12 protein-coding genes are annotated in these 21,479 nt (G+C 45.0%); 10 read left to right on the top strand and 2 right to left on the bottom strand.

Annotated features, from left to right (window positions below):
- Nucleotides 1-6: 6 nt before the first annotated feature.
- On the bottom strand, nt 7-1,158 hold the full coding sequence (locus HXT30_RS03445) for a succinate dehydrogenase/fumarate reductase iron-sulfur subunit (RefSeq protein WP_422111292.1): 1,152 nt from the start codon (nt 1,156-1,158) through the stop codon (nt 7-9).
- Between the two features lie 159 nt (nt 1,159-1,317).
- Between HXT30_RS03445 and HXT30_RS03440 the strand changes: the two genes are divergently transcribed.
- From HXT30_RS03440 to era, 6 genes are all read left to right on the top strand, one after another.
- Nucleotides 1,318-2,115 (top strand): 16S rRNA (uracil(1498)-N(3))-methyltransferase, encoded by a 798-nt coding sequence (locus tag HXT30_RS03440; protein WP_016635850.1) that lies wholly within the window; start codon nt 1,318-1,320, stop codon nt 2,113-2,115.
- Between the two features lie 150 nt (nt 2,116-2,265).
- Nucleotides 2,266-2,634 carry a histidine triad nucleotide-binding protein gene (locus tag HXT30_RS03435; protein WP_016635849.1) on the top strand — a complete coding sequence of 123 codons (369 nt, stop codon included), beginning with the start codon at nt 2,266-2,268 and terminating at the stop codon, nt 2,632-2,634.
- A gap of 3 nt (nt 2,635-2,637) precedes the next feature.
- Nucleotides 2,638-3,933, top strand: coding sequence for a PhoH family protein (locus tag HXT30_RS03430; RefSeq protein ID WP_422111291.1), 1,296 nt, complete (start codon nt 2,638-2,640; stop codon nt 3,931-3,933).
- A gap of 2 nt (nt 3,934-3,935) precedes the next feature.
- On the top strand, nt 3,936-4,463 hold the full coding sequence (gene ybeY, locus HXT30_RS03425; protein ID WP_004130585.1) for an rRNA maturation RNase YbeY: 528 nt from the start codon (nt 3,936-3,938) through the stop codon (nt 4,461-4,463).
- Entirely contained in the window at nt 4,453-5,988 is a 1,536-nt protein-coding gene (locus tag HXT30_RS03420; RefSeq protein ID WP_422111290.1) for a hemolysin family protein, read from the top strand. The genes ybeY and HXT30_RS03420 overlap by 11 nt, the downstream gene beginning before the upstream one ends.
- A gap of 9 nt (nt 5,989-5,997) precedes the next feature.
- Nucleotides 5,998-7,077, top strand: a complete 1,080-nt coding sequence (era, locus tag HXT30_RS03415) for a GTPase Era (RefSeq protein WP_422111289.1) — start codon at nt 5,998-6,000, stop codon at nt 7,075-7,077.
- A 257-nt stretch (nt 7,078-7,334) separates the two neighbouring features.
- Here era and HXT30_RS03410 read toward each other — a convergent pair whose 3' ends face one another.
- Nucleotides 7,335-9,389: an AMP-dependent synthetase/ligase gene (locus HXT30_RS03410; RefSeq protein WP_422111288.1), complete on the bottom strand. Its 2,055-nt coding sequence runs from the start codon at nt 9,387-9,389 to the stop codon at nt 7,335-7,337.
- Between the two features lie 392 nt (nt 9,390-9,781).
- On the opposite strand from HXT30_RS03410, the gene HXT30_RS03405 reads away from it, so the two are divergent.
- The 4 genes from HXT30_RS03405 (at nt 9,782) to prfA (ending at nt 21,444) form a co-directional block, all read left to right on the top strand.
- A complete protein-coding gene (locus tag HXT30_RS03405; protein ID WP_422111287.1) occupies nt 9,782-10,390 on the top strand; it encodes a 50S ribosomal protein L25/general stress protein Ctc in 609 nt (202 codons plus the stop codon).
- A gap of 390 nt (nt 10,391-10,780) precedes the next feature.
- A complete protein-coding gene (locus HXT30_RS03400) occupies nt 10,781-19,888 on the top strand; it encodes an InlB B-repeat-containing protein (protein ID WP_422111286.1) in 9,108 nt (3,035 codons plus the stop codon).
- Between the two features lie 102 nt (nt 19,889-19,990).
- Complete coding sequence (rpmE, locus tag HXT30_RS03395) at nt 19,991-20,203, top strand: 50S ribosomal protein L31 (RefSeq protein ID WP_004113085.1); 213 nt, start codon at nt 19,991-19,993, stop codon at nt 20,201-20,203.
- A 143-nt stretch (nt 20,204-20,346) separates the two neighbouring features.
- Nucleotides 20,347-21,444: a peptide chain release factor 1 gene (prfA, locus tag HXT30_RS03390; protein WP_422111285.1), complete on the top strand. Its 1,098-nt coding sequence runs from the start codon at nt 20,347-20,349 to the stop codon at nt 21,442-21,444.
- The last annotated feature ends 35 nt before the right edge of the window (nt 21,445-21,479 follow it).

Genomic DNA, 21,479 nt, shown 5'->3' with positions numbered 1-21,479 from the left:
TTTTTGCTAATTTTCCTTCATTTTGCGCTCATTTATAAGCGTTGTAAGTTGCCAAATTTCTTCTCCAACGTCGATTCCGCGTGGGCATTGCCTGGAGCATGCTCGCACGGATTGGCACGCGCTTATGCCGTCGCTAGAATCCGCCAAGTCTAATCTTCGATTAGTGGCGTTATCTCTGGAATCATTAATAAATCGCGCAGCATTTATAAGCGCTGCAGGTCCAATAAACGCTTCTCCGCCTGCATAAACTGGGCAAATTCCTTCGCACACGCCGCACATTATGCAATTGCTTAAAAGCTCAAACTTTGCAAGCTGCTCTGGGTGTTGCAAAAACTCAATAATCGCAAGCTTTCCGCTGCTGTTTCTTGTTTGAACATTTTGCGCTTGCAAATATGGCTCAAGTCTTTTAAGTTGTGCAATCATTGGAGAAAGGTCGCAAATAAGGTCTCTTTGAACAGCAAAGCCAGAAAGTGGCGCAACCTCAATAATGCCAAAGCTTCCATTTTGGATTAGTGAAGATATTTCTTTAGATTGTGACTGCAGATTGTGATTTTCATCGGCTGTTGGTGTTGGTATTGCGGTTGCTTGCGACTTTACGCTACCAGTTTTTCTAAAACCGCTTGATCTAACGCCTTGATTTTGCGGGTTTTGCGTATTTTGCCTAGCGTTTTGAGCGATTGTAGCTGTGCAAAGCAAAGTAGGCATGCCGTTTACGTTTGCAGCATCCGATCCGCAAACGCCGTGACCGCAAGAGTATCTAAATGCCAAAGTTGGGTCTAGTGTGCGCTTAATTTTAAGCAAGCAGTCTAAAATCGTGTCGTTTTTGCGCGCACGAATCGTATAATCTTGAATCCAATGATTTCCGCTTAATGGTTTAGCTTGCAGGTCGCCAGAATTTTGAGCCTGGAATGGGCTACTTTTGCGCTTTTTTGCAAAAGGACTTTCTCTGTGCCTTCTAACTAAGCCAGGGGAGTTAGTGGAGGAGATTTGTGTTGAGTTAGTGGTTGAGCCAGTGCTTGAGTCGCCAGCAACCGCGGAGTCGCAAGAACCGTCATTTGGAGTAAAACGAGATACGCGAAAAGTCACAAAAGCTTCATCGCTTGTAGTGCAATCTTGATTAATGGAATGCGCAAAGTTGCGTCTAAAATCGTCAACCATTTGCGCATACCTCCAATTCGTATAATTCTAGTTTGCCATAATACTTGCACAGAAATACTTGCACAGAAATACTTGAGCGAAAATGCAGAAGTAGAAATACTTGCACAAAATCACAGAAGTAGCAAAAATGTTGGCTGCGCCTAACGTTAGGCTTAAATTATGACAGATGCTTTGTTTTTGCTGGATACAAATAAAGACGACGCGCCCGTTCTTGCAAATGGGATTGAAGAGGGCTGGACTCTTAGCTTGCCTCAACACGTTAAAAGGCACGCAATAAGCGCAATGCGACTTTCGGATGGCGATTCGCTAGACCTTTCGGACGGCAAAGGAGTGCGAATTCACGCAACGATTACAGACAGCGAAAACGGCTTAGTTAAAGTAGATTCGTTTATAAAAGAGCCAGCGCCAACAACCAGATTAGCGTTGATTCAGGCGCTTGCAAAAACGGGTCACGACGAGCAAGCAATAGATATGGCTACGCAAATCGGAGTAGACGAAGTAATTCCTTGGTGCGCAAATAGGTCAATCTCAAAATGGAAGCCAGGGCGCACGGATAAGCGATGGAATCAGGTGCTTGAGGCTGCAACGGAGCAATCGCGAAGAGCGTGGATGCCGCAGCTTTTAGAGCCAGTTACAAGTAAGCAGATTCTAGCAATTTGTAGGCGTGCATGCGTTTATGGAAGTCTTGTAGTTGTTTTGCATCAAGATGCAACGGATTCTTTTAGTCAAATCGAAAACTACGTAAACGACTTAACAGAAAAATGCTTAAAAGACGGCAAAACGCGCACTGTTTACGTAATTGTAGGGCCAGAAGGTGGAATTAGCGAAGAAGAAGTGCAAAGTTTTATAGACGCTGGAGCTAAAAGTTGCGTTTTGGGAAGCAATATTTTACGAGCGTCTACAGCAGGGCCAGTGTGTTTATCGTTGCTTTCCAGAGCGCTTGGCAGGTACGAATAGTAAGCAATTTTTGCGAGTAATCTTTGAAAGCAATCTTTGCAAGCTTTGTGCGTGTTTTGTGTAAAATGGTAAATGATATTTTGCAATAAGAATTGCAATAAAAATTGTAATAAGAATTGCGATAAGAATTATTGAAAAGTGGGCAAAATAATGGATAAAGCATGCAATACATACATAACTGACAAAGATTGCATTTTTTGCAAGATAATTGATGGGCAAATCCCAAGCAGCAAAGTGTATGAAGACGATGCAGTAGTGGCTTTTAACGATATTAATCCGCAAGCCAAGGTGCATGTTTTGATTGTTCCGCGCAATCACTACAAGAATGTTGTTGAGCTTGCGCAAAATGATTGTGATGTTTTGGCTCATATTGCATGCGTTGCGCAAAAAATTGCAAACGACTTTTATAATGGCGATTATCGCCTTGTTTTCAACACTGGTTTGGGAGCTGGTCAAACCGTGTTCCATGTTCACGCTCATGTTTTAACAGGCGAAAAACTTGAAGAAGGTAGTTTATAAATCGTGGCAAATAGTACAACGCGTATTGTTCAAATTCCAAGCGAATTAAGCCCAGTTGCTGTTTTGGGAGCAGCAGATTCAAACTTAAGAGAGTTGGAGAAGGCTTTTCCAAGCGTAGATATTTCCGTTCATGCGGATTGTGTGAAAATCGTATCTAGAAGCGCAAGAAGTGAAGAAGACGCTTGCAAAGCCGAACACGCGTTGCGCAAAATAGTTGATTGCGCTTACGAAGCTCCTGTTGATTCGTATGCTGTAAAACGCATGTTAGAAAGAGATGTGCTTAAAGGCGCTGAACATAATGTGCGAGTCGATAGAATTGGGCATAATGGCGGAGTTTTAGGCGGAGCGTTTAGCGGATTAAAGTCTTTTGATTCTGGCGCTGGTTTTGGTGCTAGTTCTGGCTCAATCGAAAGCGATTTTGCGCGAAATTCTGCCGATTTAATGCCATCTAGTGAAGATGCTAAAAGGCGCGCAATGAGCCGAAAAGCGCGAATGGCTAAAGGTGTTATAACGTTTGCAGGCGGAAATCCTGTTCGCGCAAAAACAGCGGGCCAAACGGCTTATGTGCAAGCAATGGAATCAAATACTGTAACGTTTGGAATTGGGCCTGCTGGTACTGGAAAAACGTATTTGGCGGTTGCTAAGGCGGTTAGAGCTTTAGAAGATGGTCGCGTGCGAAGAATAGTGTTGACGCGCCCTGCTGTAGAAGCTGGAGAAAATCTTGGATTCTTGCCTGGAACGCTAAACGACAAAGTAGACCCATATTTAAGGCCGCTTTACGATGCGCTTTCCGACATGTTGGGCGCGCCGCAACTTAAGAGGTATATGGACGAAAACGTTGTGGAAGTGGCTCCGCTTGCATACATGAGAGGTCGCACGCTTAATGACGCTTTTGTTATTTTAGACGAAGCGCAAAATGCTACTGTTCAGCAGCTTAAGATGTTTTTGACGCGTCTTGGATTTAACACAACAATGGTGATTACGGGAGATAGAACGCAAGTCGATTTAGCGGTTCCAAAATCTGGTTTAGCTTCGATTGAGAACGTGCTAAAAGACGTTAAAAGTATTGCGTTTGTTCACTTAAATGCGCAAGATGTTGTTAGGGCCGAGCTTGTTGGGCGAATCGTAGAAGCGTACGAAGCGTGGGAAAAGCGCGAGGCTGATTTTAGGCGCGAGAAGAATGGTTCAAAGCGCGAGGCTGGGGATGCGCGTGGAAAGTCGCAAGAAACCGCGCAATCGCAAGCAACCAACGAATCGCAAAATCTTGAATCGCAAAATCTTGAGAGGAATAGCAAGTAATCATGAGTGTTGAAGTGATGAACGAAACCGTTTGGCAAATCGACCCAAAAATATTCTCCGACCTTGGAATGTGGGTTTTGCAACAAATGCGAGTAAGCGTTCAATCCGATTTGTCGATTACTTTTGTGGACCCCGAGCCAATTGCTAGTCTTCACGAAAAGTGGATGAACTTAGAAGGCCCTACAGACGTTATGAGCTTTCCAATGGACGAGCTGACTCCTGGAAGTGACGACAAAGTGAGTGAAGGAATGCTTGGAGACCTTGTGATTTGCCCGTGGGTGGCGGCTCAACAGGCAGCAGCGGCAGGGCATAGCACAATGGAAGAGATGCTATTGCTTACGATTCACGGAATGTTGCATTTGCTTGGCTACGACCACACTACGCCTCAAGAAGAAAAGCAAATGTTTGGCTTGCAAAGGCAGCTTTTGCTAACGTTCTTTGCGGCTAGATCTGGTGAGCTTTACGACGCCACTTTGCCAGCAGGTGCCGTAAATGAGCTGGAAGAATACGAGAAAAATCATGCTAAATAACATTACAATTCCGCCGATTCCCGATTTGCCTGCGCATATATGGGCTTGCTTGGGTGTGATTGCAATAGTCGCAGTTTTGCTTGTGTGGCTTTCGCTTGCAATGGCGGCGGCGGAAGGGGCTGTGCCAAGAGTTACAAGGTCTAGTCTTAATAATCTTATGATTGAAGAGCAAACGAACGATAACGAAAGTCAAGTCGTTCGCTTGAGGAAGCTTGCTAGAATTCGCAGAGCAAAGAGGCTTATAGCAGATAGGTACGCAACGAGCGGAGCGTGCGCGTTTGTGCGAATCGTGTGTAATGTGCTGGATGGCGTGGCTTTTGCTGCAATCGCGGCAGCTCTTGGTGCGTCTTTTTGGCTAACGCTATTAATCGGACTAATAGTGGCAATGATTGTTGCAATTGTTTCTATTCTTGTGCGTCCAAGGTCTGTGGGTGCGGCTCAGCCAGTGTTTAAGCTAATGCGCTTGTCTAGAATAGTTTCGATTGCTGTTTTTATGAATCCGTTTGCAAAAATCGCAAGCCGCGGAGATTCGCAAAGTCAAAGCCAAAATCATAAGAAAAATGCTGCTCTTTCCGACGATGAAGAGTTGGAGAATATTCAATTAGACCAAGCTAAAGCGAGTATTGACAGGCTTGTAGAGGCAAACGATTTTGACCCAGAAGTTTCGGAGATGATGCGCAATGTGCTTACACTTTCCGACACGTTAACGCGCGAAATCATGGTTCCGCGAACCGATATGATTTGCGTTAAAAACGACGAAACACTGGAAAATTTCCTAAAATTATGCTCAAGATCTGGATTTTCTCGCGTGCCTATAATTGGCGAGTCGGTTGACGATTTGGAAGGAATCGCGTATTTGAAGGATGCTGTGCGCGCAACTGTGTTTAATCCTGCGGCATCTGAGCGCGCGGTTTCTACGATTGGCCGAAGCCCAATGCTTGTTCCAGAATCCAAGCCAGTGGATGATTTGTTCCACGAAATGCAACGAATCCGCCAGCACGTTGCCGTTGTTGTAGACGAATATGGCGGAATTGCAGGGCTTGTGACGATTGAAGACGCGATTGAGCAAATTGTTGGAGAGCTAGAAGACGAGCACGACCGCACTCAGCACGCGGATCCGCAAGAGGTGAGTAAGGGTGTGTGGAAAATGCCTGCGCGCACGCCGATTGCCGATTTGGAAGATATTTTTGAAGTGCATATAGACGAAGACGATGTGGACACTGTGTTTGGGTTGCTTACCAAGTTGCTTGGAAACGTGCCGATTGTTGGGTCGAGTGCTGTGACTCGCGGCCTTAAGTTGACAGCGGTTGATTCTGCTGGGCGGCGCAAGAAAGTCTCCACGATTCTCGTTGAGCGAGATATTCAGGGTCTTAAAGATATTCAGGGTCTTAAAGAAGAAGACGATAGCGCTGGAAAGAACGGCGGAAAGAGTGCTGGAAAGAGTGACAGCAGGGCTGATGCCAAGAATAATGCCAAGAATGGCGATAAAGATAGTGAATCATCGCAAGTTGATGGCGATAAATAGTGTTGAATTATGAATGATATGAAAGATGTTGATGATATGAATGACGATATGTACGATATGGACGATGACTATATGGACGATATGAATGACGAAATGTTTGCTAATTTAGATCCTTCTCTAAAAGCGAGCGTAGAAGTGCCTGATTTTAACGGCTATAAATCGGGATTTGTTGCTGTAGTAGGCAGACCAAACGTTGGAAAATCAACGCTTATGAACGCGCTAATCGGAACGCAAATCGCAATCGCGTCTTCTCGTCCAGAAACAACGCGCAAGGCGATTCGCGGAATCTTAACAACTCCAAACGCGCAAATGGTGTTAGTTGATACGCCAGGAATTCATAGGCCGCGCACTTTGCTAGGCCAGCGTTTGAACGATATTGTAGACGAGTCGCTTGCAGATGTTGATGCTATTGCTTTCTTGCTTCCAGCAGATCAAGAGATTGGGCCTGGAGATCGCAGAATTCTAAGCCGACTTCGCTCCGACTTTGCCAAAAAAGATGCGGCTGGAAACTGGGCGTGGAAGGTTCCGCTTATTGGAATCGTAACAAAAATTGATACGCTAAGCCGAGATGAGTTGGTGTCTCATTTGATCGAGATTCAACAGTTTGCTGATTTTACGGATATTGTGCCAGTTAGCGCTTTGGAACGCGACAATGTTGACGAAGTTAAGAAGGTTTTGATTGACAATCTTCCAGAAGGTCCGAAGATGTATCCAGACGATCAGCTTAGCGAGGAGAGTCCTTCTAGCATGATTGCAGAGCTGATTCGCGGGGCTTTTCTTGAGGAGCTTGACGACGAGTTGCCACATTCGCTGGCGGTTGTTGTAGATAGCATTGTGCGCCCAGGAGATGGGGACTATGCGCAATATAGCGATAATAAAGTGCATGTGATTGTGTCGGTGTATGTTGAGCGCGATTCGCAAAAGCCGATTATTATTGGGCGTGGTGCGGAGCATCTTGTGCGCGTTAAGAAGCGTTTGCGCACTGCGGTGAATCGTATTACAGGCGCTAAAGCTGTGCTCGATTTGCATGTGAAGGTTGCAAAGGGGTGGCAGAGCGACCCTAAGAAGCTTGAGCGCTTGGGGTTCTAGCGAATCGACTTGCCTTTTCGCGCGCTACGCTTTGAGCGCTCGGGCAATTCGTAGCGCAATCGCACTACATTAAGTGTCGTTTTTTCCGCATTTTGTTGCTGATTTTCGTGTGTAGAGCTACAAAAAGCGGAAGCGTGTGCAGATACAAAAACCGCGGAAGACGAGTCAGTATAAGACTAGCCTTCCGCGGTTTTGGTCGATTCGCGCATAAATCGCAAGTAGGTTTGCTGGCGATTAATGCCACGCTTTAGTCAGCGCTACTTCTTGCGAATCGTGTACATTTGCGTGTTGAGCAATGCAGAATACTTCTTAATAACGCGAGGGCGAATAATCTTCATAGAAGCCGTCATTAAGCCGTTTTCTTGAGTAAACTCTTCTGGCAAAATAATGAACTTTCGCACAGATTCCGCGCGCGATACGCCTTCGTTTGCAAGATCCACAAACTTTTGAACTTCCGCACGCACAACCGCGTTATTTGCTGCGTCTTCCATGCTCATAGTCTCGTCCAAGCCCTTGGTCTTAAGCCAATTGCGCAAAATCTCCTCGTCTAAAGTAACAAGAGCAGATATAAATGGCCTCTTATCTCCAAGAACAAGCGCTTGAGACACAAGATCGCAACGCTTAATCACTTCTTCAATAGGGCCAGGAGCCACATTCTTGCCGCCAGCAGTAATGATTAAGTCCTTCTTGCGACCAGTAATGTAAATCATGCCATCGTCGTCAATTCTGCCCAAATCGCCAGTAGCATACCATCCGTCTTCTGTAAACGAAGTTTCGGTTGCCTCTTCGTTCTTGTGATACTTCTTAAACACACAAGTGCCCTTAATTTGCACTTCGCCATCTTTAGCAATTCGCAAAGTGAAAGCTGGGAAAGCAATGCCAACGGAGCCTTCGCGGAATGGAACGCCAATAGGTGTGAACGCACATGGGGCAGTGGTTTCCGTAAGGCCATAGCCCTCGTAAACTGGCACGCCTGCGCCGCGGAAGAACGAAAGCAGTTCTGGATCCAGCGGCGCACCGCCAGCAACAATCCAGCGTGCGCGCCCACCAAGCGCTTGGCGAATCGGGCGGTAAACCAGTGGATCGTAAGCAGCGCGGCGAGCTTTTGTTAGCGCCTTAGCGTCTCCAGAATCCTGTACTTCCTTCATATATTGCTGAGCTGTAACAACAGCACCCTGGAAAGCAAGACCCTTAGCGCCGTGACCTGCCTTTTGCGAAGCTGCGTTATACACTTTTTCGAGCACACGAGGAACAACAATCATAACGGTTGGTTTTGCAACTTGAAGATCGGATATAAGCGTTGTAATGCCTTGTGCAATGTAGATTCTAAGCGTGCTAGCAACAACAATATAGTTGATTGCGCGCGCAAACGAATGTGCTTGAGGCAAGAACAAAAGCACAGATCCATCAGGCTCGCTAAGCAAGTCTGGCAAATAAATCGGCAAGTTTAATGCCGTTGTGCAATAATGCTCATGCGTCATTTCCACGCCTTTTGGCGCAGCTGTAGAGCCAGAAGTGTACACGATTGAGCACAAGTCGGTTTTTTTAACCGAGTCAATGCGCTCGTCTAGCTCTTCGTCGCTAACAGCGTATCCAAAAGCCTGAAGTTCCGCCAATCCGCCAGTTTCTATGCAAATAATTCGCTCAAGGCTTGGGCACTCTTCGATTGCGCCGTCCGCCTTTTCCTTCATATCTGTTGTTCCAACAATCAAAAAGCGCGAATCGGAGTTGTTTACAATGTTGCGAATTTGCTCGGCAGAATCAGTGTCGTAGATCGTAGCAAGCACGCCTCCGCATGCCATAACTGCAGCGTCAGCAATATCCCACTCGTACGAGGTTTTGCACATTAACGCAACAGCATCGCCCTTGCGCAAACCGTAGTGCATTAAGCCTTTTGCGGCATCTCGCACTTCTTTAAGGAACTGATTTGCTGTTTTTGTAACCCATTCATCGTTTTCTTTGTATGTGTAAAGCGGATCGTCTCCCATTCGAGCGGCCCTATCTGCATATAAGTCGTAGATGCTTGTGCCTTCATCTAGCGGAGCGCTTCCCTCGGTTTTTGTAGTCAACAAGCAAGTTTGTGGGTCTAGGAAAGTGGTGGTTGGCATTTCTGCGCCCCACTCTTCTACGCGAGGCAGACGCGATTTTTGCGCAAGTAGCGTGTTTGCTGCTTCTTGTTTTTCTTCGACTTGTGAGTAGTCTTGGCTTCCCGAGCGATCGTCGCTAACTGGATGCGCGAAGTTGCTGCCGATTTGCAAGGCCTTGCGAGCAAGGTTGAAAGCTTGCTGCTGGAGTGTGTTTAGCACGGACACGTCTGCTCCTTAATTGCGCTAATCTTGAGTCATAAATTTGTGTTGCAACATGTAATTTGTGCTGCAACATGGGTCACAAAATCAGCTTGTTTTTAATCGCACAATTTAATGCGCGCTTACTTCTTTTATATATGATAATAGCTTGTATAGCTCAAGTCACTTTTTGTGTTGTGCTTGTATTAGGATTTTGCGAAATTTGCATTAGGATTTTTGTAAATTAGCGCATGTCTAAGTGTTTTTGTAGACTAGACAAGTTGCTTTGGCGAGGGAATAACACTGCGATTGTTGTGTAAGTTCCGTTATCGACTGGGCTGATGCCAATATGGTTTTCGGCGCGTCGGTGCGCCTGAAGCTGGATTAATCAATCTATCCAGATAATTAAGGAGACCGATATGGCTACAAAGATTACACTTGAAGGCAATGTGCGCAATGAATTCGGTAAGGGCGTTGCTCGCCGTTTGCGTGTTGCCAATTTGATTCCAGCAAGCATTTACGCTGGCGGTGCTGAACCTGTACACGTTACTCTTCCAATGAGGGAGACCACTCTTTCGCTTCGTCACGCAAACGCCTTGTTTACCATTAAGTTTGGCAAGGAATCGCGAATCGCAGTTGTTAAGGATGTTCAGCGCAACCCTGTTAAGCGCATTGTTGAGCACATTGACTTCTACGAAGTTAAGGCTGGCGAGAAGATTGACGTTGAGGTGCCAGTGTTTGTTGAAGGCACTCCAAAGGGTGCTGCTGTTGCATTCGTAGACGTTCAGGAGCTTAAGGTTCGTGCAGATGTTGCCAACTTGCCAGAGCGCTTGGTTGTTAATGTTGACGGTTTAACCGATGGCACCAAGGTGTTTGCTAAAGACGTTAAGCTTCCTGAGGGCGTTGTTCTCGACATGGATGGCGAAGAGTCTGTTGTTAGCGTTACTGTTCCAGAAGATGCTGCTACAGAAGAGCCAGCTGCCGCTCCTGCTGCTGATGCTGCTGCGGAAGCTCCTGCTGCCGAGTAAGGTTTTGCTTAGGAATTTTTCTTAAAAGTTTCTAAGCTTTTCTAAGCTTTATAAGCCGCGCAAGTCAAGATTTTATTGACTTGCGCGGTTTTTGTATCTATCAACAACAAAACCCGTCAAATCGCTCGCGCGTTACAGCGCGCTATTCCTCGCGGCTATTAGTAGCCGCTCGGCTGATTTGGCATGTAAAGTTCACTGGACTTTACATTTGAGCCAAATCACGCTTTGAAGGAGCTTGAAATGCATTATGCAATTTCAAGCTCAGTCAAAGCGCCCATGCAAGTCGATTCGAGCAAAAATCCTTGAAACAAAAAGATTTATGGGGGGGGGGGGAGTATCTGTGCCATCTGATAAAATAAAAAGGTTAAGAATATGAGTTTGGGAGTTTCGATGTCTAAAGAAAAAGGCGTTGCTAGCAAGGGTAATTCGACCAGCAAGCAAGTTAAGCATAAAAGCGCTAAAAATAAAGGCGTTAGTAGTTTAAAGAATGTTTCTTCGCAAAGTGCGAATAATGCTTCTGGTCATCGCCTTGGTGTTGCTGCCGTAGCTTTAGCGTCTACGCTGTCTATGGTGTTGCCTGGCGCAACTGCTTTAGCTAAGACTTCTTTTAACGCTGATTCTTTTGACTCGTCTTATGTAAATAGTGTTGCTAAGACTTCTGGCAAAGGTGCTGGGAATGGGGCCGGCAAAGGCTCTGGTAATGGCAAGGGTGATGGCGATGGAAACGACTTATATAAGAATGGATTGTTTAACACGGGCGCTACTTCTGAGCTTGCTAAGCGCCAGATGGTTAGTTCTGTTAAAGAATTAGTTAAGCATGCTGATTCTAATGTTAGACAGGAAGGCGTTGATAATCAGGAAGCGGCTGCTGGCGATTCTTCTGTAAGCGTTAAGGATTCTGGCGAGCGCTCTGATGCTGGTTCTGAGGCTGGTGATGGCGCTAGCTATGAGGCTAGTAATGGCGATAATAATAGCGGTATAAATGGCACTGTTGATGAAAGCAATAACAACAGCAATGATGTTAGCGCTGAATCAAGCAACAAGCGAATCAAGACTACAACTGAGGTTCAAGCTGCGACTAAAGGTGCGCAAAATAATCAAAAGGTAGCAAAGCCAGATAGTAAAGCGGCTAAGAAAGAGCAATCAGCAGAAGCAAAGCCAGCTGAGACTCCTGCAGTAAAGACAGAGCCAGCAAAGTCAAATTCTGCAAAAACAGATCCTGCAAAAACAGAAGTTGTAAATCCAGCGACTGAATCGAAGTCAGAACCTGCCAATTCTGAGCCTGCAACAAAGGCGGATTCGGAAACAAAGACGAATTCTTCTGCCAAGAATGAGCCAGATCAAAAGTCAGCGCAGCCTGCGAACGCATTAAACGCGCAGCCTGAAAATGCGCAAAACGCACAACCTGCAGCTGAACAGCCTGAAAGTGCACAGAAGGCAAGCGCCGAAGGTACAAATCCTACAAGCACTGAAAGTGCGCAGCCTGCCGCAAAGGCGAAGAATGATTCCACTACGACAAAAGTGCGTAATCGTAGGTCTGTTGAGAATAACGGTGGTGATAATAGCGGGAGTAGTGTAGCTCCTGCAAGTAATGCACCTGCACCGTCTGGTACCACAGCAAATAATGCGCCTACATCTCCTGCAGCGACCCCAAGTACAGATACAACTGCACAAGGCAATACACAAGGGCAAGGTTCACAAGGCTCTGCGCAAGGCTCTGCTCAAGGTTCGCAAACCAATGCACAAGGTTCGCAAAGCAGTGCAGAAGGTGCAACTACAGGCGCCACAGGCGAAGATAAAAACGCTACGCCTTCAGCTCCTAGCTCAACGTCTTCACCTACTTCTACACCGACCACTGGCACACCGACCACTGGCACAACTAACACAGCAACTGATCCAAATAGCCAGGTGATTAAGCCGAATACGGACAATACAACGGCTGACAGCACAGATAAAGCCAACGAACAGGTACAAACCGACAAAAAGCCAAAAGCTACGTACAATTTGAAAGTTCGCTACACGATTGGTGGCGCTGCGAATAAGCAGCTTGTGCAGCCGTATGAGCTTACGATTGACAAAGACGGCTTCGATAATCTTGGCAAAGATGGCAAGTACGAATACATTGAGCTTCCAAAGTCTGCTGGATACCGCCCATCTGTATATCACTCCGGTGATTACCAGTACTACGTTAAAAAAGGTGAGGGAGATAACAGCAAGTTTGTTATTGACGACGGTACGGATGCGGATGCTGTTCGCTACTTGCGTATAGACAAAAAGCTGATTACTGATTACGCTGTAAAGGAAAGGCCGGCTGTTGGGGGCAACAACGGCGCTCAAGCTCCGCAAACCTCATCATCTCAAGCAACTACAAATCCGCAACCTTCGTCCTCTACGGATCCAAAAGCAGAAGACGGCATTCAGTACTATGGCGAGTTGAACATCAACTACGCTCCTAAAACAGCTAAGTACTATGTGCGTCATTTGGTGCAGGATCTTAAGGATAAGGATAAGTTCTACGATGCTCCAAATTTGGGTATAGGTAAAGTAATTACTGTAAAGCATAAGGATGGCACTTCTGAGAATATTCACGTTACAGAGATTACAGGCACGGTTGGCTCGGATGTAACAGCTGTTTCAACGTATATTCCAGGCTACGAGCCTGAGCACAATCTTATTAGCTCGCCGCTTTCGGATTCTGAAGATGAAAGCGACAAGCTTGTTTTGAACCTTCGCTACTACCGTAAGGCCTATGAAGTTACTTACGATTCTGCTGGCGGCACGGATGTTACTGCTCAAAAAGTGTATTACCAGCAACCTGTACCAAAAGTTACGGAACCAACTAGGCGCGGTTACACTTTTAAAGGATGGTCTTTAGTAGATCCTAGCAAAAAGATTGATCCGCTTTATGCTGATGATACTACTATCGCTTCTCTTGATGACTTCAAGATGCCGGATCACAATGTGCAATTCCGCGCTAATTGGGATGCGAAAAAGACTACCAGCTACCGTGTGAATGTGTGGGTGCAAAAGGCGGATTTGGTTGACAAAGAGCATCCGGATTCGCTTGCAAACTACGACTTTGTTGGTCTTGTTGAGCGCAAGAATGTGCAAACAGACAGTAAAGTTGCACTTGATAAGATGAATGATGCTGGCGTTGTTGATGATACTAGTAGGCTTAATGGCTCAAGTGAAGATGATTATGTAGCGGACCCAGAGCTTGGCTTAACTAGAAAAGAGCTGCAGGGTACAGAAGCGAATAAATACAAAGACGGCTTAATTGCAAAGTTCAACTGGATGAACGATACGGATACGGCTGTAACAGACTTAGATGGTTATGATACTGAGCATCCTGGTGCTGCTACAAACAAAGGTAAGGACTTATTCACGCGCTACTTCCACGTGAATAAGGATCTCACTAAAAAGCTTAACAGTGAGGAACATGATTTTGTGCCGGGTCGCCCAGATTTAGGCAAACGTATTAAATCGAAGCTTTGCGCGGACGACTTAAACAACACTCTTAACTTAGTTTACGATCGCAATACTTATGAGCTTATTTTTGCTAAGCCTGCTGTACTTAAATCTTCAGAAGATGCTGAGCGTTTAAACAATGCTGCTATAAAAAGAAAAGACAAAGACGGCAAAACAACTATTTATTGCTATGCTGGCGGCGGCAATTGCTCAGAGAAGTATGATGAAGTAAACGAAGATGAGGATAACAATACAATTAACCACAAAGGTTACCGCGTAAATGTTCGTTATGGTCAGAGTCTTACTGATATTTGGCCTAATGTAAATGAATTAGATTTTAATGATGATACAGGCTCTCTTGGGTGGCGTATTGGATATGCAGGGGGAATAGAGTTTCGTGATACTCCTCCATTTCGTTTTACTAAAAAAGAATTTGCTGACCCTAAATTCCGTGTAGTGGGTAATAATCACAAGCTTAAAATTAGTGATAATCCTGATAGTGATCCAAATAATACATACGAGTTAAAAGATAATCAGCGTCTGATTACAGCTGATACCAGTAATACTCAGGTTATGCCTATTCAGGTAATCATTGAAAAGCAAAGTATTGCCTCTGCTAAAAAACATAAAAAGGGTGATACGATAAGCGATGACGATTATGTGCTTTCAACGGATTCGTATAGCAAAGATGATACTAGTAACAAGGAATACCCTCATAAGTCTTCATTCATAGCTGGTTTTAACTCTGTTGACAAAGAGCTTCATATAGATAAATATGATAGTGATGATTTTGATAATACGCTATTATCAGATTTATATTCACATTCTATTGAATATAAAAAAAATGGTGAAAAAGACTGGGATGATCTAGATGATGATGTAAAAGAAGCTTTTAAGAAAGAGTACAATGTAGGCTTCCGTAATCACTTAGCTGGTGGAGACGAAGACTCAACAGAATATACTGAAAACGGCTACCTTGTATTTAAATACAAGCGCCAGTCGTACGATGTGCAGTTTTATAATGCGGACGGCAATGCTATAAGTGCTGGTACTGGTAGTAGCGATGTTGCTAAAGAAAAACTGCCGTTCGAGTATAGCTTGTCTAAGCGCGGCAATGCTAAATTGACGGGCAAAGACGCAGACTTGTACTACGACAATGGCAACGTTAAGTCTTACGATGCTTCTGTAACTAAAGACGATGCTAACGATACGTCTAAGCAGTTAGATGGCAAGTACACTTTCACGCTTAACGGCAAAACTTACTCCATCATTCGCCCTGATTACTTGCCAAAAGACTACGTGTTTAAAGGCTGGGCTGTTGATCAGGCCGGCACTCGGTTTATAAATGGCGAAGACAAAGATATTACAGTGCCAGTCAACGGCATTAAGCTTTACGCTGCGTGGGGTAAGCCAGAAGGTATTAAGCACACTGTAACGCTTAACTACAATATGCCTGAAATTGACGGAAACGGCAAAGAAATAAAGGACTCTAGCGTAGTTACGAAACAGCAGTTCGATCACTACTATGTTATTAAGGAAAATAAAGATATAAAGGTTCCAACTCGCAAAGGCTACGACTTCTACGGCTGGGAGATTAAAAAGAACGGCACGACTTTGCCGTACGCTTTTGGCAACAAAGTAGTAGAAGACATAACGCTTAATGCAGTGTGGGTTAAGGATACTCGTTACAACGGTACTTTTAAGCACATATTCTTAAAGCCTGGGTACACGTTTGCTGACTATAAGAGAGAGGGTCTTTCAGACGCACAAAAAGCCGCGATGGTAGACCACATTTCTACTCAAACGGTTTCCGGCTTGCGTGAGCATTTGCGCTACAATGCGGAAGCAGTCTACAGTGACGAAACGCACTTCCCAGATAAGCATTTCACGAGCTTTGAAGCTTCGAGTACTGAATCTGAGAATACTGGCGAGTTTATTTACCAAACGTACAATACGCGCAAGTATAAGGTAAAGTATATTGATCAAAACGGCAAGGATCTTCTTCCTGAAAGCGAAGTCAGCTCTGTAAATCGAAAGTACGACGTAGCGTTCTACAAGCCGATCGAAGGCTTTATGCCGGAAACTACGCAGCAGAATATTGAATACGTTATTGGCGAGGATGGCAAGCAGATTGGCGAAAAAACAATCACCTTCAAATATAAAGACGTTCGCGTGCTTAAGCGCAATGACGATAAGCAAGCTCGCCCAACCAACTACACGCGCTACGTGTTTAAAGTGGCCAAAGACCAAAGCTCTATGGGTAGCGTTGTTGACTGGCAAGGAAGTAATGTAGCTGAAAATTCTGCTCTTGTGTACGATGCGATTAAGGGCACGAAGGCATACCAGATGCCGCTTCCAACAGTAAAAGCGAAGCCTGGATATGAGTTTGATGTCTGGACTTCTAAGATTTATATAGATGATGGACATGGTGGGCAAACACATACTGATGGTTTCGACCGTCTGCCAATTCTTTCTGAGTCTCAACCTAATCCGAAGGTTATTTACACTGTTAAATTCAAGCTAAAAGCTCCTGTTGCAATCGATACTAAGGTTTTGAAACCAACAGATGCTTTGAGTCTGGATGATAATTCAGCTAAAGAGCTTATAAAGAATGCTGATAAGTATCCAAGTAACGCTAAGTTCAGCTTCGCGCCTGGCGAAAAGTTTGACAGCACTCCAGGTTTGCACAAGATTAAAGTGCAAGTACATCTTGATGGCAACACTGCTGCAGCTGAAGTGCTGTACCGCGTGCTGCCAGATTTGGTGTACGCAAGCGATTGGGAGAAGTTCAGCAAAAGCGACTACGGCAGCAAGCATAAAGACGACTACGTGCCTATTAAGTTTACTGGTAAGAATAAAGAAGGCAAGCTTATTGGCCACGATAGCGATAATGCTGATACTTCTACTGGCGAAGAAACTACGCTTACTGCGTACGTTTATAAGGGTAAGGATGTTAGAATCCGCGTGCCGCAAGCCTTCGGCAAGGATTACAGCTATAATAACTACCACTACGTGTTCAAGGGTTGGGCGACGAAAGTTGTCGAACCGACTCCTAGTACGCCTTCTTCTGGCACTACGAAGCCAGATGCGACTAAGCCAGAGGAGAAGAAGCCAGAGCAGACGTTTGATATAAATTCAAGCGACCGCTACAAGAACGTAAATTTGCAAGACGGCGTAACTTACCACGCTATTTACAAGCGAATTGACTACTTCTCGAGTTCGTCCGACAACGGAACAGTTCCAGAAGATTCTGTAATTGCAATATTCAAGCCTGCTCCAAAACGAAAGTGGAAGGACGGCTCAGACGGCCCTAAGGTGTTCTACGTAAAGAAGGGCGCTAATCTTGCTGATACTACAGTAAAAGTAAAAGTAAAAGTAGAAGGCAGTGATAATAAATTTATTGAAAAAGAAGAAAAGGTGTTAGATTTCCTTAAAAGCAAGCTCATCAACCCTACTGACAGCTGGTCTCGAAGCAGCATGATTAATGGCAAAGAAGAAGTAACGCCTATACCAAATGTTTCGGATTGGAAAGTTGATAAGCCATTCCAAGAGTTCGTTGCAGATCAAAAGGATTGGACGCAGCCGGAAGTGCAGTCTGATTACTTGGTTGCTGTGCAAGGTAAGAAACTTCCAAAGTTAGACGAGTATTTGACAAATCTTGACGATTTGAAGAAAGAAGCAGAAACTAAGGGCGATGTAAAGGATGTAACAATCGAATACGATTTGCCAGATGGTAAGGATCCAAAAGAATTTGAAGATGAAATGCTTAAGAAGCCTTCTTTGTATACTGTGCCTCTAAGGATTACAGTAAATTACAAGGATGGTGCGAAGCCTGAGCCGTATAAGCGCGTTGCTCGCCTTAAGGTTATTTATCAGTTGATGTACCCAAGCAGCTTGCCGAAGGAAGATAGTAAACATCCTGAAGCACAAACTGGTGCCAATGCTGAACGTAATAAAGTTCTTAACTCAAAAGATTACGTTCGAGTCAGTTTTGAGAATGCTAAGAAAGATAATAAGTCACCAAATGGCAAGGGTGAATTTGCTCAAGGTTCGCGTGACTTGTACTACGCGTATAAGGAATCTGTTTCTGGTGTTCGCGCACCGCAGGTTATTGGCAAGGATTATGACGCTGATGGATACCATTACGAGTTCCAAGGCTGGGAGATGCGGACAACAGATACTACATCTGCAGCAAATTCGACCAACACGTCAAATATTGCGAATGGTACAAATACTGCTACATCAGTAGCCCCTGTTATGACGCTGTTTGCCGCTACGGCTCCAACACCTACTACAGTACCGAAGAGCACAACGCCAAGGCTATATTCTAGTGCTGAAATTGCTGGTCGGACGTTTAAAGAAGACACTACTTTTGTAGCGCACTACAAGCTTGTTAAAAACGTCATCGACGCAAAGAGTAAGGATAAAATCCCGGATGATTACGTTCCGTATGTGTTTACTCCTGGTTTTGGAAGAATATGGGATGATGGTTCGTATAATCCAAAGGTTGTTTATTTCAATCCAAAGAGCAAGACTTATACTACTGATATTAATAAAAAAGCCGATAGTGTAAAAGGTCGACTTGTAGGATTTGATGGATGGTCTACTTACGATGCAAATGGCAACATTATTGAAGACGTCGATAGTGAACTGAATAAAAATGGCGTTAAGAAGACACTTTTGTTTGTAGCAAAACAAGCTCATATTAAAGATGTTAATGTGTCGGATATTGTTTTAGGCGTTGGAGATACAATTCCTTCTTCGGAAAAGCTTGTTCACAGTGACGATAGTACAGATAAGCCACAGATTGTTGGAACTAGTGGCAACGGTGGGGGTTATTACGGCGATAGAGGCGTACTTTATAATCCTGGTATTACTACTGTGACTGTAAGAGTTATGCAGCCAACAGGTAGGAAAGATAAAAAGGGCAAAGTAATAACTGAACCAAAGGATATTCCAATTCATATTAGTGTTTTGCCTAATGTGATTGCAGAGCGAGATTTGCCTGCAACTGATACTAAAGAATTTAAGTATATTGCGCAAAACTACACGAAGGTAACGTATGTAGTTGGAAATGGTGGAGCAGTGAAGTCTCCTGTGTTCACATACTGGGTGCGTAAAGGTGCTAAAAACGTGCATGTGCCAGTTCCAGACGTGCTTGCAAATGATGGCTACGTGTTTAAGAATTGGTCAAATGTTACTAAGAATTATTCTTTGGATTTGACTAATAAAGGTGCTGCAACGAGTGAGCAAAAGGAGTTCTTAGCCAAGCGTGCAGATCTTGCTGGTCTAAGCTTTATTGCAAAGCAGATTAGGGCGTCTAAGAATTCTTCGTTTGCTGCGTTGAAGAATCTTCTTGATCTTGGTGGAAAAGAAAATGGCATAACGTTCAATCTTGACGAAACCATTATTACAGCAAACTTCGAGGAGATGAAGCCTATGAGGTTTGAGTTTAGAAGTTCTGCGGTTGCGGGTATTCCTGCAACGTTTACGCTTGCAAACTTAACTGAGAATTCGAGTGGGAATACGACTGTTAAAGTAGATAATACTAACTTTACAATAAACAATTTCATTCCGGATGGCAGTGGCTCTAATGGTCTTCTTTCTTCTTGCACAGGCACTACTTGCAAGATTTCTGGCACGCCTAAGATTGTGGATGGCAAGCCTAAAGTTGAGCTAACGTTTACAACTGTTGACCAGTATGGGCGTCGTGCTGAGATTGTTGTGTATATTGATGTAGTGGATTCAGCAAAGCCTGTTCCAGTGCCAACGCCAACGCCTGAGCCTGATTATTCAACGGTTCCTTCTGATTATGTTGTTCCAGCGCCAGAGCCAGCGCCTGCGCCAGCTCCTGCTCCTGCTGAGCCTTTGCCGGACAAGCAAAAGGCGGGCGTTAAGGGAGATTTGCTGCCTCAAACTGGTGTTGATGCTTCGCAATCTGCGTTAATCGCAAGCTTGTTAGCGTCTGTTGGTTTAGCTGGATTTGCTGCTAAGCATCGCAGACGTAAGAACGAAGATAACGAAAGTTGATTTGTTGAGTCGAGGGTGGTGACTAAAATAACGAAGGTTCCGGTTCACGCTTAGCTATTGGGGCTTTGCGACCCGGGTCGCCCGAATTCCATAGGAGACATTATGAAGCAGGGTATTCATCCCGACTATCACGCAGTGCAGGTTACCTGCTCTTGCGGAGACACTTTTGTAACTCGTTCCACCGCTGATGGCGATCACATGACGGTTGACGTGTGCTCAAAGTGCCACCCATTCTATACCGGCAAGCAGAAGATTCTCGATACCGGCGGCCGCGTGGCTCGCTTCGAGAAGCGCTACGGTAAGAAGACTAAGTAGCTTTTTAATCGCCAGCCCTGCTTTCGTGTAATCAGCGGAATCGGGGCTGGCGTTTTATGTGCTAAACATGTGCGTATCTTACAATATTTAATTTAATATTTTCGATTCAAAATCCGCGTTATGCGCGACTACAAAGGAACAAAATGGCCGAGTCAATAGATGAGCAATTCCCAGCAGCGGTTACAGCTCTAAACGAATACCGCGATATTGAAAATCGCATGGGGGAGCCAGAAGTAGCGTCTAATCCAGATGCAATTCGCAAGCTCGGTCGTAGGCATGCAGAACTCGGGTCAATCGTAAGCGCGTACTTAAATTACAAGCAGCTTTGCGAAGACTACGAAGTAGCTAGCGAGATGGCAATCGAAGACGAAGACTTAGCAAAAGAAGCAAAACATTTAGAAGAACAAATTCCAGCAGCAAAAGAAAAGCTTCGCACAGCGCTGATTCCTAGAGACCCAGACGATGCGCGAGACATGATTATGGAAATCAAAGCTGGTACGGGCGGCGAAGAAGCGGCTCTGTTTGCTGGCGATTTATTGCGTATGTACATGCGTTACGCGGAAAAGCGCGGTTGGACTACCGTAATACAAAGCGAAAACGCGACGGAGCTTGGCGGCGTAAAAGACGTGCAGCTTGCGATTCGCGCAAAAGGCACGCCTGCTCCAGAAGACGGCGTGTGGGCAAGTATGAAGTACGAGGGCGGAGTGCATCGCGTGCAGCGAATCCCAGTTACTGAATCGCAAGGTCGTATTCAAACTTCGGCAGCTGGTGTAATTGTGTTCCCAGAAGCAGACGAAGATGACGACGAAATCGAAATTGATCCAAAAGACCTTAAAATCGATATTTTCATGAGCTCTGGCCCTGGCGGACAGTCCGTTAACACTACTTATTCCGCGGTTCGCATGACGCATATTCCAACGGGAATTGTTGTTAGCATGCAAGATGAAAAGTCGCAGATTCAAAATCGTGCGGCAGCTCTTCGCGTTCTAAAGTCGCGTTTGCTTGCCATGAAGCACGAGCAGGAGGCAGCGGAGGCGGCAGATATGCGCCACTCGCAGGTGCGCTCGTTGGACCGTTCTGAGCGAATCCGCACATACAACTTCCCAGAAAATCGTATTGTGGACCATCGCACAAACTATAAGGCATACAATCTTGACCAGGTACTTAATGGCGATTTGCAAGCGGTTATAGACAGCGATATTCAGGCGGATGAAGCCGATCGCTTAGCTAAAGCCAAGTAAGTAGTAATATATTTAAACTCGTTGCTTGTGTTGGC

The organism is Gardnerella sp. DNF00571G (assembly GCF_049262695.1).
GTDB classification, from domain to species: Bacteria; Actinomycetota; Actinomycetes; order Actinomycetales; family Bifidobacteriaceae; genus Bifidobacterium; species Bifidobacterium piotii.
The sequence above is the reverse complement of the archived record's forward strand: the minus strand, read 5'-3'. Positions and strand labels throughout refer to the sequence as shown.

Bases quoted from the DNA above. Each gene is read 5' to 3' on its own strand.
- era (WP_422111289.1), top strand. From the start codon at position 5,998: ATGAATGATATGAAAGATGTTGATGATATGAATGACGATATGTACGAT.
- prfA (WP_422111285.1), top strand. From the start codon at position 20,347: ATGGCCGAGTCAATAGATGAGCAATTCCCAGCAGCGGTTACAGCTCTA.
- rpmE (WP_004113085.1), top strand. From the start codon at position 19,991: ATGAAGCAGGGTATTCATCCCGACTATCACGCAGTGCAGGTTACCTGC.
- HXT30_RS03400 (WP_422111286.1), top strand. From the start codon at position 10,781: ATGTCTAAAGAAAAAGGCGTTGCTAGCAAGGGTAATTCGACCAGCAAG.
- HXT30_RS03420 (WP_422111290.1), top strand. From the start codon at position 4,453: ATGCTAAATAACATTACAATTCCGCCGATTCCCGATTTGCCTGCGCAT.
- ybeY (WP_004130585.1), top strand. From the start codon at position 3,936: ATGAGTGTTGAAGTGATGAACGAAACCGTTTGGCAAATCGACCCAAAA.
- HXT30_RS03445 (WP_422111292.1), bottom strand. From the start codon at position 1,158: ATGGTTGACGATTTTAGACGCAACTTTGCGCATTCCATTAATCAAGAT.
- HXT30_RS03435 (WP_016635849.1), top strand. From the start codon at position 2,266: ATGGATAAAGCATGCAATACATACATAACTGACAAAGATTGCATTTTT.
- HXT30_RS03405 (WP_422111287.1), top strand. From the start codon at position 9,782: ATGGCTACAAAGATTACACTTGAAGGCAATGTGCGCAATGAATTCGGT.
- HXT30_RS03440 (WP_016635850.1), top strand. From the start codon at position 1,318: ATGACAGATGCTTTGTTTTTGCTGGATACAAATAAAGACGACGCGCCC.